The 13338-nt window shown below is 63.1% G+C and carries 16 protein-coding genes; 13 read left to right on the plus strand and 3 right to left on the minus strand.

The features are described from left to right. The first annotated feature begins 67 nt into the window (after positions 1-67). On the plus strand, positions 68-670 hold the full coding sequence (locus HQ325_RS16605) for an SMI1/KNR4 family protein (RefSeq protein WP_222631210.1): 603 nt from the start codon (positions 68-70) through the stop codon (positions 668-670). 76 nt (positions 671-746) lie between these two features. On the opposite strand, the gene HQ325_RS16610 is transcribed toward HQ325_RS16605, so the two are convergent. After that, positions 747-1292, minus strand: a complete 546-nt coding sequence (locus HQ325_RS16610; protein WP_222631211.1) for a hypothetical protein — start codon at positions 1290-1292, stop codon at positions 747-749. 640 nt (positions 1293-1932) lie between these two features. Between HQ325_RS16610 and HQ325_RS16615 the strand changes: the two genes are divergently transcribed. The 4 genes from HQ325_RS16615 (at position 1933) to HQ325_RS16630 (ending at position 4623) form a co-directional block, all read left to right on the plus strand. Further along, positions 1933-2628 carry a hypothetical protein gene (locus tag HQ325_RS16615; RefSeq protein WP_222631212.1) on the plus strand — a complete coding sequence of 232 codons (696 nt, stop codon included), beginning with the start codon at positions 1933-1935 and terminating at the stop codon, positions 2626-2628. 138 nt (positions 2629-2766) lie between these two features. Continuing rightward, positions 2767-3072 (plus strand): hypothetical protein, encoded by a 306-nt coding sequence (locus HQ325_RS16620; protein ID WP_308014742.1) that lies wholly within the window; start codon positions 2767-2769, stop codon positions 3070-3072. Between the two features lie 632 nt (positions 3073-3704). After that, positions 3705-4382: a hypothetical protein gene (locus tag HQ325_RS16625; protein ID WP_222631213.1), complete on the plus strand. Its 678-nt coding sequence runs from the start codon at positions 3705-3707 to the stop codon at positions 4380-4382. Positions 4383-4401: 19 nt separating this feature from the next. After that, positions 4402-4623 carry a hypothetical protein gene (locus HQ325_RS16630; RefSeq protein ID WP_222631214.1) on the plus strand — a complete coding sequence of 74 codons (222 nt, stop codon included), beginning with the start codon at positions 4402-4404 and terminating at the stop codon, positions 4621-4623. 208 nt (positions 4624-4831) lie between these two features. Here the strand turns inward: HQ325_RS16630 and HQ325_RS16635 are convergent, their stop codons facing one another. Then, entirely contained in the window at positions 4832-5029 is a 198-nt protein-coding gene (locus HQ325_RS16635; RefSeq protein ID WP_222631215.1) for a PLDc N-terminal domain-containing protein, read from the minus strand. 288 nt (positions 5030-5317) lie between these two features. Here HQ325_RS16635 and HQ325_RS16640 point away from each other — a divergent pair, with 288 nt between their 5' ends. From HQ325_RS16640 to HQ325_RS16660, 5 genes are all read left to right on the plus strand, one after another. Continuing rightward, positions 5318-5863 carry an RNA polymerase sigma factor gene (locus tag HQ325_RS16640; protein WP_222631216.1) on the plus strand — a complete coding sequence of 182 codons (546 nt, stop codon included), beginning with the start codon at positions 5318-5320 and terminating at the stop codon, positions 5861-5863. Further along, positions 5860-6918 carry a hypothetical protein gene (locus HQ325_RS16645; protein WP_222631218.1) on the plus strand — a complete coding sequence of 353 codons (1059 nt, stop codon included), beginning with the start codon at positions 5860-5862 and terminating at the stop codon, positions 6916-6918. Before HQ325_RS16640 ends, HQ325_RS16645 begins: the two co-directional genes overlap by 4 nt. Next, complete coding sequence (locus HQ325_RS16650) at positions 6915-7490, plus strand: hypothetical protein (protein ID WP_222631220.1); 576 nt, start codon at positions 6915-6917, stop codon at positions 7488-7490. The genes HQ325_RS16645 and HQ325_RS16650 overlap by 4 nt, the downstream gene beginning before the upstream one ends. Before the next feature lie 72 nt (positions 7491-7562). Further along, positions 7563-8060, plus strand: coding sequence for a hypothetical protein (locus tag HQ325_RS16655; protein WP_222631221.1), 498 nt, complete (start codon positions 7563-7565; stop codon positions 8058-8060). Between the two features lie 260 nt (positions 8061-8320). Further along, on the plus strand, positions 8321-8902 hold the full coding sequence (locus HQ325_RS16660) for a hypothetical protein (RefSeq protein ID WP_222631222.1): 582 nt from the start codon (positions 8321-8323) through the stop codon (positions 8900-8902). A gap of 494 nt (positions 8903-9396) precedes the next feature. Here HQ325_RS16660 and HQ325_RS16665 read toward each other — a convergent pair whose 3' ends face one another. Continuing rightward, entirely contained in the window at positions 9397-9573 is a 177-nt protein-coding gene (locus HQ325_RS16665; RefSeq protein WP_222631223.1) for a hypothetical protein, read from the minus strand. Between the two features lie 218 nt (positions 9574-9791). On the opposite strand from HQ325_RS16665, the gene HQ325_RS22875 reads away from it, so the two are divergent. The 3 genes from HQ325_RS22875 to HQ325_RS16680 all read left to right on the plus strand — a co-directional run bounded on the left by HQ325_RS22875 (position 9792) and on the right by HQ325_RS16680 (position 12360). Then, complete coding sequence (locus tag HQ325_RS22875; RefSeq protein WP_222631224.1) at positions 9792-11156, plus strand: DUF4041 domain-containing protein; 1365 nt, start codon at positions 9792-9794, stop codon at positions 11154-11156. A 500-nt stretch (positions 11157-11656) separates the two neighbouring features. Beyond that, positions 11657-11899, plus strand: a complete 243-nt coding sequence (locus tag HQ325_RS16675) for a hypothetical protein (protein ID WP_222631225.1) — start codon at positions 11657-11659, stop codon at positions 11897-11899. Positions 11900-11952: 53 nt separating this feature from the next. Next, positions 11953-12360, plus strand: coding sequence for a hypothetical protein (locus HQ325_RS16680; protein ID WP_222631226.1), 408 nt, complete (start codon positions 11953-11955; stop codon positions 12358-12360). Positions 12361-13338 lie beyond the last annotated feature (978 nt).

Consider the following 13338-nt stretch of genomic DNA (forward strand, 5'->3'; position numbering starts at 1 on the left):
CCCCGCCGACGCATCGTCCGATCCTACGCAACGCCGCGCTCGGATCTCTCACGCTAACGTTGAACGCATGGCCGTTGAGCGCAACTTGGAACGAATCCGTCAGTGGTGTGTGTCCAGAGCGCCCGCGACAGCGGCGGGATTTCGATCGGCGGCGACGTCCGACGAGTTGGATGCCGCTCAGGAGGCAACCGCCTTCGGCTGGCCCGCACAACTCGTCCAGTTGTATCGTTCAGCCGACGGTAACGATCAGTGGGGACTACTTCTCGGGTACCAGTTCATGTCGATCGCCGAGCTGCTGGATGAATGGCGTTTTTACACGAACAGGTTCGAGTCGAACCAACGCACCGACACCCTTCGCCACGCGGTAGAGGCGGCGGGCGATCCAGATGTGGCAGGCGCTCCGGCACTGTCATGGCTCCAGTCTTTTCTCCCGGTCGCGCGTGACGGCGACGGCGGATTCCTCTTCGTCGACTGCCGACCCGGCGACAGTAGAGGGTGCGTTCGGACGTGGACGACCGTCGAGCGCGACGCCGTGGGTACGCCTGTTTGGGACTCGATTGACGATCTGCTTTCGCGCATCGTGAGCGCCGTCGTCGACGGGGAGGACGCTTTCGAGGAGGTTCCCACCGTCGTCGAGGGCCGGCTGACCTGGCTTTTCGACACTCCGTAACGTGTCTTGATTACGACAGAAGGGCGCTGTTCGAGGCCGTCGGCAAGATCGGCTATCGACTACCCGCGCAACTCGTTCAGCCCCTGTTCGGTGTCCGGTCGTGCTGCGGGACCGCACCGTCTTCAGTCACTAACGCCCAGCCGCCTTTATTCGCAGGTGATAACGAGGTCGTCGCCACGTACTCACTGGAGTGACGGAGTACCGTCGGCTGTTCATCCAGATTTCCCGGCCACACCTCAATCAGGTAGCGCTCTTTCACCTCGTCGACAATTTCTTGAGATCGCTCATCTCTGCCGGCGCTGGATACCCGAACGCGCACCGCTTCGGAAGGTGCACCGAACCGGACCGGTGCGAAGTCATTTGAAGGGGGGCCGTTCGTATCGAATACGGTGAACACCCCTGTCAACGTTTCCATTGTCAGTTCCTCAACGTCCTCCCACGGTCCCGAGTCCAATGGCGGCGTTGATGTGTACACCTGGATCTCGAGTTCGACCGGGCCCATCAGGATCCCGGTCCTTACGATCAGCAGACCAGGCTGGGTGGCTCCGAGCGAGAAACCATCGCCCGGCAAGGGCGGTAAGTCATAGTCGACTACTTCGGGTGAGTCGATAACCGTCATCATTGCGTCAACTATCCAAACGTTTCCAGTAATGATTGTTACGCCCCTTTCCTGCCACTCAACCACGCGACGATCTTTCTTTCAACTTTGCAATGTCGATGTTATGGACGCCTACAGGTCTGTGCTTCCTCAGTAGTCGGTTCTGCGCTCGCTGGACGTCGTTTTTGGCGGCAATGCAGATGGACAGTGGTGTGCCGCCCGATACACCCTCGGTGACACGACACCCGTGGAACCCGGCAGTTCATCTTGGTCGACATGCACCACAATCGCTTCCTGCGAGCCGGACGCGAAGGGATCGCCGTCATGGCCGTGTGCGTCGAACCAGAGCCCACATGACGTCGGCTCTACCCGGTGATGAAGGCCGCCGGGGCCGAATCCACCGAATGCTGCAGCACCATCGCACAAGTCAAGCACGCTGCCTGCATCGTCACGGCACAGAACGGCGCTGCGGAGGATTGTGGTGGCCTTCCCACCTCGTGAGGTGGCCGTATTCGTCGTGTCGAGCCGGGAACGATTTTGGCTCCTGGTCTCGCACCCTTGCGTCATGTCTCAACCCGCGTGCGGCTCCGACTACCTATGTACTGTTCCCGGCCGAAACTTCGTCGACGGAATGGCTCGAGATCATCGTTCGACGGCCCCCGCGATGTCCGATGCCCAATTCATGCGCATGCAGTCCCTGGACGACCTCGTCCGGGCTGCCCAGCTCGACGTCAGAACGTACCTGTATGGGAACGGCATCGACGAAGCAGCGCAGGTGGATCCGAACGACCTGGGCATCGTCTCGATGGCGAACGCTGTTGCAGGCGAACTGAACTCGCAACGCTGCGACACGTTCACATCCCCGCAACGCCATTCCGGACAGGTGCACACGCTGGCATCGCCGAGGGTTCGCAACAGGGGAGCTGCGAGGGGAGTTCTCCCCGCCGGCGCGTTGTGGACCGCTACACCCCTGGCGGACGAGACGGACACGTGGACCCACAGCCGCGAGAGCGAGCCCAATGCCGTGTACGAACTCCACTTCACGCCTGCGGAAATCGATGTCAAGAAGATCGGCAGCGCTGCCGACTGGCGTCGGCTCATAGCCGATCATCCTCGGAACACTTCCGAGGATCTCAGTCCGAATTGGGATGTGATCGCGGTACGCGCTGCCGCCGTTCACCTCTCGCTGGCGGGTCTACTCACCGCGCACCCACAGCTGACGGACCGGGTCGCAGCCCCCTCCGACGGCTATCGTCACAGCCGCTCGGGGCCGTGGGCCGGGGTCGGCGATTGGCCCACCGTCAGTACTGCCTGGATGACCCTGCCGGAGAAGTACACCTGGACCACCGTCTGGCCTTGAGAGTCATAGATGCGTGAGGGGGTCGGACCGTCGTCGATCGGGTAGATCATGCATCTGCGGGTCGCATCGTCCCGTACGGTTTGTCGTATGGAGGCCGTTGCTACCAGACGAAAGAGTCTGTCACCGCCGCCCCACGTCGTGTTCGATGATCTCGTCGCTCCCGGACGGCCGACCCATCGACCATGGCTGCATCTACTCGACGGTGAGATTGCCCCGCGGGTGTTGATGTCCGAGCGGACGTCGGTGATCGTGTGGTCCTCGCTCTGGCCTGCTCGACCCGACGTGCGTGTTCGTTTCGATTTGACCTCCGACGGCGCCGACACAGACCTCCGGTTCACGTTGCTGCTCGACCCGCCGCATCCCGATGAGGACGAGATCCGGAGGATGCGCAAACGCCTCGAGCGGCTGATCAATGTTGAACTGCGTCATACCTACGGGCAGTAGCGAGCCGACTACCAGCGGTAGGTCAAACCGCAGGGAGCTTTCATCTTCGATGCGGATGAGTCATGACCTTTCCTGAGCGGGGCATCAATCGACGGGTAGGAGGTCGCAACGAGTACACGATTCGAGATGCGTCGGCTTTTGCCGGAGCTGGTGCTACTAGCCATCGGTCCGGCATCGGGTATGACTACAGGTCGGTTGGGCGTCCGATCCTGGGCCACTGCGTCGGCGTGGCTGTGCATCTTCACCGCAATTGCCGCGGTCGTGACAGTGGCATTGTCGTCGTCGAAGACGAGCACCAATGTTGCTGCACTTGTACTAGGCGCAGTTCCCATCGTTCGGGTTGTCCCGTGGTTCCTCGAGCCTGGGGACGAGCCGTATTTCCTGTCCCCCATCTGTCTCGGGTACCTGGGGGGAGGTCTGGCCACGTCGGCGCTCCTCACCAATGATTCACCCAGTCAAGGGAATACAGCGTTCGCACATTGCTGGTTGACGGGTACACGGAAGCTGAGTTCGCGCCGAGGCGGCGACCGTCCGGCCCATCAATCGCTGCCGATGATCGGTGATCGGTGACCGATGGACACTTGGGCGAGACACATTACGAAACCGTGACGCCCCGCAGGAGACGATCTGACATGATGTGGCCCGCAGATTCGCACATCGGACGAAAGATCTACGGAGACGCAGACATGACAGCACCAAATGATCCGAATGATCCGAACCAACCGAGCGAGACCATCATTCACTTCGAGCTGCCCACCGAACGCCTCGCTCGTGACGTCATCCCGCTTCCACCGACTAATACACCCGGCGGTACAGACCTCGACGTTCGAACACCGATCTTCGAAGTCGGCTACGTCGCCGCAACGGTCGACACTGTCACTGTGTACGACATCGGCTTCTTGCTGACCGTGCGCTGGTACCTCAGTGGCAAAGATCCGAATCTGCCACAGACTCGCGCGACGATGAGGCCCCTTCAAGCCATCCTCCGAGTAGCGGGAACCGGCGGCGGTGCGTATCCGACGTTCTCTCTCGACTACGAAGCGGGTACCACGCCACCGTCCACCGAGGATGCGCAGCCGAAGTACAGTGACACCGACGCCCCGACACTTGAACAGGCGTTGGTGATCGACGGCGGTTCCTGGCTCCCCTCGGACAACGGGGACCATCAGTACACCACCAGAATTTGGTCGTGGCCGTTGCCGCCGCCGCATGCCTTGACACTGACCGTCGACTGGCCAGCGCTGGGCGTTTCACCCACAACTGTGCGCATCGATGGCGCGAGCATCGTAGATGTCGCACAATCCTTATGACCACGGCTCACTGACTGGAATGTCGCAGCGCAGTGTCCCAACCAAGCGCCGAGCTACCGCGTTCTCCGTGCGGTACGCCGCCTTGGGAGTGGGCTTCGCGGTCGGCAGCCTCGCCGCGGGTCCACTACTGCGGGTGAGTTCGCCGGCCGGTGCGATTTCCTGGATCGGTGGCGGCATCCTCACCGGTGCGCTGGGGCTCGCGCTCATCACTGGCAGACAGCGCGTCGATCTCACCGCGTGATCAAGGCCCGTCATGTGCGCGACGACGGTCACGGACGTACCAGACCGCCCAGGTCAGGGGCCATGCCAGACCGGCTCCTACAACGTGGAGCCGGGACGATGATCGCCGACGTTGTCCTGTCGCCGTCAGCACGGCCACGCCGACATATGCGAACGCGATGACCGCCCAAACGAGTGTCACAGTCACAGCTGGTGCCTCTCATCGATCGTCACTGTCGCGCCTCACCATTCACGCGATAGGCATACCGCTGACCCACAACGAACCACAGGAACGGGCCGAGCACCGGCAGTGCGAACACGGCGACTGTCCAGCAGAGCTTCGCCAGTACGCCGACGTGGGAAGCTCGCCCGATCGAGATGGCTGCGACCACGAACAACGCCAGAATAACGATGCCGGCGAGCTCCATCGTGCGAGCGTAACAATGATGTCGAACCGAAGTCTTCACCCCGGCGCGCATCAGGTTCGGGTTCTGCTGTGCGATTCAGGACGACGCCATGGCAGCGATGGGGCGCGAAATGTGCACCCACACAACGCGTCATCAGGGAAGAGTCGTCGAGTTGGTGCTGGTGACGGCTGCGATCCAGTGGCGTTTCTTCGGGGCGGTTCGGTCTGTCGGGCGACTCGTTCGAACCCGACTGTAAGAATCGGTCGCCCCCAACCATGTAGTAGTGATGGGCACTTGCGAAGGACGGTCATGATCGACGATGAGCAGCGCTTCGCCGACGTCTACAGACGTACCCACGGCACAGTGCTCTCGTACGCCGCTCGTCGAGCACCCGAGGACACGGCCAGGGAAGCAACCGATGAGACGTACTTGATTGCGTGGCGCAGATTCGACGTCGTCCCGCCCGACCCGCTGCCGTGGCTCATCGTCACCGTCCGCAACGTGCTCTCCGAGTTGGGACGCCGCGATGCACGCCAGACCACACTCGCTCGACAACTCACCCACGAGAACCGAGCTGACGGCGTCACCACGAAGGGGCACGTCGACGATGCTGTGCTCGAGAGGGTCGTCGTCCACTCCGCTCTGGCAACTCTGAGTTCCTCTGATCGGGAAACGCTGATGTTGACCGCCTGGGACGGACTGACCGCTCGCCAGGCCGCGACGGTCGTCGGCTGCTCGCCGGCGACGTTCGCCGTGCGACACCACCGAGCACGCCGACGGTTACAGAGCGCCCTCGACGCCGCCGATCACCGAACCCCCGCAGCGCAACTTCATCCCGACAGGAGCCAGCCGTGACCACACGTTCCGCCTTCGAGCGGTTGGCCGCGCAGAACCCGGTACCGCCGGGGGTGCATCCACCCGGTCGCATCGATGATGACACCCTGGACGACATTCTTCGGACCCCCCGGACCCCGCAGGACCCGTCGCTGGATGCGGCCACCCGCCGCCGCGGGCCTGTCCTCGTTGCGGCCGCAGCGGCCGTCGCCCTCGTCGTGGGCATCGGCGGCGCCGCCGGTGTCCTCCGGACCCCGCCGGGCACCGACGGTGCGATCCCGGCAGCCCCGGTGTTCGCGCTACCACCGGCGTCCGGCGAGTCGTTCACACTCACATCTGCCGACGGTGCGGCCCGACAGGCACCCCCGCTGAACTTCGTGTCCTTCGATGAACCCGTCACCACACCGGAGGTGGTCGGCGCACTCGCGGACCTGGCGGCATCTGTGCCGCCGCAGCAGGACGGGCCGTTCGAGTACATCCGGCTTCGGTCGTGGGGGCTTTACACCGCGCAGACAACGGAGGGCACCGTCTTCGACTACGGCATCTCCGATATCACCCGCGAAGACTGGCGCGCTGAGGATGGTTCGGGTCTGATGATCACCACCGAGGATGGGCGGTCTGACACCGTCACCGTTCCCGAGCAACCGTTCAACCCGGGTGCAGCGATCCCCGACGCCACCACCGTGGCCGAGGTCCGCGATGCGCTTCTGCAGAGCCGCGGCGGTTCGGTCACCACCGCTCGGTGGGTCGATGAGTACGCCCAGGCGTGGGCAGGGCAGGTTCTGACTCCCCAGCAGAACGCCGCCTACCTCGAGATCCTGCAAGACGAACCCGACCTCGATGTCGTCGGGGAAACGACCGACCGGGTGGGCCGACGCGGGATCGCCCTCTCGGCCTCCACCCCGGATGTTCGCATCGTCCTGATCGTCGACCCCGGCACCGGCGCGCTCCTCGACACCGAACGCATCGCCCTCACCACCAACGCCGTGGAAGTACCCATCGCACTACCCGCGACGATCTCCTACACCGTGTTCGAGGACCGCGGCCGCACCGCGACGGTGGGGCAACGCCCATGACGACTGCAGTCTCGCTCCGTCGACCCACCGGCCGGGCAGTCGCTCAGCCCACCCGAGTAGGCGCCCTCCTCACAGCACTGTTCTGTGTGGCGCTCTGTGCACTGCTCACTGCGTGCGCCCCACCGGACACCGACGTCCCACCGTGCGCACCGGCCGCCGTTCCGTTCAGCGCGTACCTCGGCGATCGAATTCAACCGCCCTGGGCCAGCCGATGGGTCGAACAGACCTTGGCGGCCGGCGCCGAGGTGTCCGCGCCGTTGGGCGCAGCCACCGATGACGAACTGATCGCCATGACACTCGCCTGCGCCGGACTCTCCGACAACGACTCCACCGTCACCCGCCTCACGGACCAACCGAGCACGGTCACGATCGGCACCAGCCCGTACCTCTACACCGCACGCGGCGTCAGGACTACGAGTGGATCCTTCATCGTCGGTGTCGCAGTCGAACGTACCGACGACGGGTCGGCACGGTTCGGCCTGAAACCCACCGAGATGATCGGCGACCTACCGATCGAAGCCCCACCGGCTACCGCCATGGTGCAGTGGCTGAGGGAAGACCGCGTGCTGTGATACCTCCGTGTGGGAACGTGTGTGAACACAGGGCAGCGGAGTGGTCATGAGGACAGGGGAGTGGTCATGAGAATGAGAGCCAAGATCGCTGCGGCTGCGTGCACCTCCGCTGCCCTTTGCGGACTGACGCTGGGCGGATACGCGCTTGTCGACGATCGCGCCGACACACAGATTCCATTGCTTTCGGCCGACGATGCGACGGCGAAGTTGGACGCAGCGTCAGCGGTGGGATCAGTCGATGCCAGTCAGGCTTCGAGCATCTCCGGTGAAGGTCCTGTGCCCCAGGTAGTCCAGGTCCCGGACGGTAGTGTCGGCAATCCCGTCGTTACCAATACGGTTATCGCGGTCGAAGAGGGCGAACCGAATCGGGCGTTGGTCACGAGAACCATGAGGTATTCGTTTCCGAACGGGAGTGTCGTCGAGACCGAACCGGGAACGGTGCCCTTCGTGTTCGAGCCCGACGGCGAATGGCGCGTCGACCGCGAGTACCTGTGCCGCACAGTGCGCATGATGGAGAACATCGCACGGCAGGACGGCTTCGCCATCGGCACCGACCCGGGGTGTTCCTGACGTCAGCACGAACGAAGTTGCACGGGTTCAGTGGAACGCGATGACCCACGACTCGTCGAGCGACTTGGCGCCGTTGTCAACGGGCGCACGGTGCTGTGCGTCCTCGTGGCCGTGTTGTTGACCGACGCATCGATGGTGTCGGTGCGTCGGCTGCGGCCGAGACAATATCTGGGAGCCGTGGTTCATTTTCGAAACGTGGGTGCGGAGCCTCACGGACGAACCCTAGCTTCTGGACTACATGCAGGCGGTACGCTCGAGACATGGCCGCTGCCGACCACAATGGAAAGGTCCACTCGGGAGACCCCTCTGATCGACGAAGCGTTCGAGGTTCTGCGCCGACAGTTCGACAGCGGCGGGAAGTGAACCGCGTGCACGAGCATCGACGGGACTCGTCGATCAGGGTGGGATGGGCGCTGCTCGCTGCGATGGTCGGTGTGGTTGCAGCGCTGAGTATTTCGGCAGCAATGATTCCGGAGCATCAGGTGACATCGTGCGAGGTCACCGGCGGCCAGAACGGGTGTACGAAGTCGACCTTGGCGCTGACCGGAGCTGGCCCGGCAATTGTTGTCATGTCAGCTGCTCTTGTCTGCGTCGTGCCTGCGGTGTGGCCGCGACGGTACGTGTCCTGGGGTGTAGTCGCCCTGCTGGCGACGCTCTCCGCGACGTCGTTCGCGCTTGTGGGAAGCATCGGAACGGCGATCGTAGGAATCGCATGTCTCGCCGCGGTGATCGCCTTCGCACAGCACAGGATGAGCCGTGGACAAGCACGAGCAGATCGTGCGACCGAGACCAGCAGTTCGATCGCGGATCTATTCGGTCGGACACGGCCGCCGCCTGAGTGAGGGCCGTTGCTTGCAATGGAAGGACCGCACGGTCACCGAGTGATCATCCGTTCAACTGGATGCAGAGCCGAATCTCCAGTGAGAGGGGCCGTCGACATCGGCCGGGGTCAACGAACGCGTGTCGTCGCGCCGCCCGGCACATCGGCATCAGCACACCTCGAGGCTTTCGGTGACGTGGGCAAGCCCGGCATAACCATCACAGTGCCCGACGACAAGGCGAGGTTATATCGTCGGGAGGTCGGGTGGCCGCGTGCCAATCACGCCCCCGATCTCGACCCGTCTCGGTGCGAGCGCCGGCAACCGCTCTTGTTGCTGTCTGGCTGCCTTCGAATGTCAGGCCAAGCTGCGCAGTGCTATTCGCGTTTGCTACTCGGTGGCGCGGTGCCTCAAGTGACCGACGGGCAGATTGTTCGTCTCGCGTCGACGGCCTAGCGATGCCGCCGCGGCGCGCCGTGCGGGCGCTGCGGGGCAGGCATTGTGCGGTGTTGCGGTTCTCAGTCGGCTACGTGAGATTCGAGGTCTTTCCTCAGCCACCAGCATGTCAATGCGTACAACGCTCCGAACCACACCGCGGCCACCGCCGACATGCCGGTGAGACTGTCACTGGCGGAGAACATCGTGACGGCGATACCCACGATCAGCACGGCGTAACTCGAGGCCACGACAATCATGCGGAGCCGTGACCGGCCTACTGCCGCTCGACGTTCTGCGAGAGAAGCGCTGAGAACGGAACTGTTCAAAACCAAGTCGCACTCCTCCGTCAGCGTCCAGGGGCGTTCCGACGCTTCGGTAAGCGTAGAGCGATGCGCGCTGACATCTCGTGTCGACCAACAGTTCAACCGTGACACAGCGCTCCGCACCACACCCAACGGTCTGATATGTATATCCGGTGTCGATCGATGCGGGGTGGTACCCCGACCCTGCTGGCGAAGCGCAGCACCGATGGTGGGACGGTGCGCAGTGGACGTCCGCCACGCAGAATCCGGAGGATCGCCCGCCCGCCGATACCGCGTCGCGGAAGCCGGTGTCGCTGTTCACTGCCAAGAAGCGCGCGCAAGAATATGCGGAGGAGCTGGATCGGCTAAGAGCGGTCGTGGAGCGGACTGGTCTCGGTGGGGTGGCGGCCGCGGACGCCGAAGTCGCGCGACTGCGAACGGAAGCTACGTCCTTGCGTTCCGAGCTGGGTCAGCTGTCCGCTCGCATCGGTTCTGCCCGTGCGGAACTGGTAGAAACCCTCGCACAGCAGGAACAACAAGCCGTCGGCCTGTATGCCTACCATCACCCCGCCCAGACCTCTGTGCAACTCAAGGACGAGCTTCTGCGCCTGCAGTCCGAGATCAAGGAGCGGATACGGGACAAGTCGGCGATCACCGCGACAGCCAACTTCACCTTTAACAACTCCCTCGCTCAGGGGAAGAAGTTCGTCGCCGACATGTCACGCATCATGCTGCGTGCCTACAACGCAGAGGCCGAGAACTGCGTCAAGACGGTGAAGGCCGGCAACCTTGCCGCAGCCAGCCAACGCCTCTTCAAGGCCGCCGACCAGATCGCCAAGCAAGGCCAGATGATCGACCTGCGGGTCACTGATCGGTACCACCGTCTGCGTCTGCGTGAACTCGAACTGGCGGCGGATGTGCACATGAAGGTGCAGGAAGAGAAGGAAGCGGAGCGAGAGCGCCGTGAGGAACTTCGCGAGCAGCGGCGTGTAGAGCAGGAGCTCCAGTCAGCGCGGGTGAAGCTGGAGAAGGAGTTGGCGCACTACAGCAACGCCGTCGCAGCGCTCGAAGCGAGCGGCGACGTGGTGGGAGCGGAACGACTGCGGATCACGCTCGCAGACACACAGCGCGCCTTGGCGGCAGTGGATCAGCGGGCCGCCAACACGCGGACGGGGCATGTGTACGTCATCTCGAACATGGGTGCATTCGGAATCAACATGGTGAAGATCGGCATGACCCGGCGACTGGAACCGATGGACCGGGTGCACGAGTTGGGCGATGCGTCGGTGCCGTTCAGGTTCGATCTCCACGCGTTGTTCTTCGCCCATGATGCAGTTTCCGTCGAGGCCGAGATGCACCGGCTCTTCGCCGACCGCCGCGTCAATCACGTCAATCAACGCCGCGAGTTCTTCTACGCGCACCCCACCGAAGTGCTCGCCGCGCTGCAGACAATGGATGGGGAGCTGATCAGCTACGCCGAGGAACCCGATGCCGAGGAGTATCTGATCAGTATCGGCAAGAGGTCAACATCTTTCTGAAACGCGTCCGCTGTACCTGACGGACGCTTATGCGCCTTCCGATGTGGTTATGACGGCGACGCTGACAGATCAACAGGTCCGGTCCACGATTGCCGTCACCGAGCCGGGCTCGGCATCAGCGGGTGCGTCGATCCTGCCGTGGCCGCTCTCGTCGTTCTCGCGTGGCTCTTGACGCGCTGCCCCCCCGGATGTGTCGTCCGTGGTGAAGGCGAAGTCGATTCGTCGCGGCGCGCTCGGGTCTGGGGGCGGGGGTTTCTGCTTTTCGAATGCTGCCGCGAACCATCCGCCCTCGTGGACGCCGACTTCGGAAGCCGTGTGGTCGTCGAACCGTCAAATCACGTGTCGAGCCAGTCGGCTACGGCGCTACCCTTTGCGGCATGGGAGATGACGTTCGACCCGGTCGACCGGAGTACGGGCCCGCGCACGATTCTTGGAGCCTACGGTGCGCTGCAGCCCTTGTGAGCGGCCTTGTTCACCGTCAGAACCAAGGTGGTTATCGAGTGACCGACTTCCACCTCTCTGCCTTGAGCGGTTCCATGGACGTGAGTGTCACGTTCGACGGGCAGGCACCCACTCAGCCCCCGGTCGTCAACGTACAGTTCGCACTGAACATCGATAATTTGCGCCGAATGTTCTCCGATCCAGAGCAGGCGGCCGGCGCCTACGTCCACGATCTTCACCTGATTCCTACGGCAGCGCTGTCGAAGGCGCCGGGCGCCACAACTGTCGTTCAGATCGTGTGACCGAAAAGTGTTCGAGCGCAACGGACGTGCGTCAGCAGTGAGGAGAAATACTTGTGGATGAATTCCAGACTGATTACGAGATCTCGTACGATTTGAAGCACTTCGATCGGGAGTCGACTGAACAGTTCCCACCGGACAGCAGCGCTCACTGGCGCCTCGAGTTCGTCGCATGTCTCATTCGCACGTTGACCACAGGCGCAGCCGACGGATTCTTCCGAGTCGAGGAAATCACCGTGCGCGGCCACGAATTGACCACACTCCTGACCTTCCCGGAAGCGGGCCGACACCGGACATACGGCATGACCGCCGACATCGACCACATTCGCTCGGGTTACAACTCGGTAGCTGCAGTCGCTGCCAAGGAGTGGAGCACAGACCTGGTACAACCCGCGTGGGACCCCGAGCGGGTAGAAGGCGGAATCTGTTGGCGCCGGTACCCGCCGCTGTCCGCCGACTGCTAACTGTTCGATCGTGCCAACCCGGTCACCGTTTCGGGTGCGGGCCCGGTCGAGCGGACCATGACACGGCCGGTCTCCTCATCGACGAGTTCCATCGAGCACACACCGCGGGACGGTGTCGTTGAGATGGTCACTTCGGACTCACCAGTGTCCCCGTCGACCCTGAACCTCTCGGAATAGAGCGGGACCGCCGTATTGGATGCGACATCGGGTGCTCTGCTGACAAGAACTTCCTGCGACTGGCGGGACTCGAACGTGGAGCGAACGGTAGCGACACCGTCGTCACCACAATCCACGGTCGCCACGATCGCGGCGCCCGGAGTCGCCGAGAGTGCATCCGCGGTGCCGTCCACCGTGCAGCCAACCAACCCGCTCACGACGGCCGCGAGGGCACACAATCGCAGCGGCCCTGTCCGGAGTCCCGCCACAACACGAATCCTTCCATCCACCTGCACGGATTCACCCCGCGAAGTACAGGTCGCTGCTTGATTTGTCCGATTCTCCCATATCTCGTAACTTTCGCTTCGATGTCTCGGCCTCGAGATGCGGATCTTGTTGGGCACGGTCGCCCCGTGGTCCTCTGGTAGTCGGTCGGCGAACAGGTTCGGCGATACTCGCGGGTGCCTCCTCTCTAGGCTGAACCAATGACCAGCACAGGTGAAGTCGCGATATGGCGCGGGGAGGAAGGGTGGGGTGTCGTCGAGTCAGCCGACACTCCGGGCGGATGTTGGGTCCACTTCAGCCACTTATGGGCGATTGCCTTGCCACCGGTACGAGAGAATGAAGTTATCCATATCTCCGGTGACGGACCTGCCGAGTTGTACGTGGGTGAGACCGTCGACTTCGAGTGGGAGCAGGTGCGACAGGACGGTTACGACTACCGCGCTACCAGTGTGCGTCCTCGTCGAGACGGCCCGACGCGGACTGTTCGGTGGGAGTACGGCGGCAATCGTCATCCTGGAACGCAGTTTCGCATCGTTC

The organism is Rhodococcus sp. BP-349 (genome assembly GCF_019835845.1).
In the GTDB taxonomy this organism is placed as follows: domain Bacteria; phylum Actinomycetota; class Actinomycetes; order Mycobacteriales; family Mycobacteriaceae; genus Rhodococcoides.

What these genes read in the sequence shown, in the direction of transcription:
- HQ325_RS16605 (WP_222631210.1), top strand. Translation starts at nt 68, where the DNA reads ATGGCCGTTGAGCGCAACTTGGAACGAATCCGTCAGTGGTGTGTGTCC.
- HQ325_RS16610 (WP_222631211.1), bottom strand. Translation starts at nt 1,292, where the DNA reads ATGATGACGGTTATCGACTCACCCGAAGTAGTCGACTATGACTTACCG.
- HQ325_RS16615 (WP_222631212.1), top strand. Translation starts at nt 1,933, where the DNA reads ATGTCCGATGCCCAATTCATGCGCATGCAGTCCCTGGACGACCTCGTC.
- HQ325_RS16625 (WP_222631213.1), top strand. Translation starts at nt 3,705, where the DNA reads ATGATGTGGCCCGCAGATTCGCACATCGGACGAAAGATCTACGGAGAC.
- HQ325_RS16630 (WP_222631214.1), top strand. Translation starts at nt 4,402, where the DNA reads ATGTCGCAGCGCAGTGTCCCAACCAAGCGCCGAGCTACCGCGTTCTCC.
- HQ325_RS16635 (WP_222631215.1), bottom strand. Translation starts at nt 5,029, where the DNA reads ATGGAGCTCGCCGGCATCGTTATTCTGGCGTTGTTCGTGGTCGCAGCC.
- HQ325_RS16640 (WP_222631216.1), top strand. Translation starts at nt 5,318, where the DNA reads ATGATCGACGATGAGCAGCGCTTCGCCGACGTCTACAGACGTACCCAC.
- HQ325_RS16650 (WP_222631220.1), top strand. Translation starts at nt 6,915, where the DNA reads ATGACGACTGCAGTCTCGCTCCGTCGACCCACCGGCCGGGCAGTCGCT.
- HQ325_RS16655 (WP_222631221.1), top strand. Translation starts at nt 7,563, where the DNA reads ATGAGAGCCAAGATCGCTGCGGCTGCGTGCACCTCCGCTGCCCTTTGC.
- HQ325_RS16660 (WP_222631222.1), top strand. Translation starts at nt 8,321, where the DNA reads ATGGCCGCTGCCGACCACAATGGAAAGGTCCACTCGGGAGACCCCTCT.
- HQ325_RS16665 (WP_222631223.1), bottom strand. Translation starts at nt 9,573, where the DNA reads ATGATTGTCGTGGCCTCGAGTTACGCCGTGCTGATCGTGGGTATCGCC.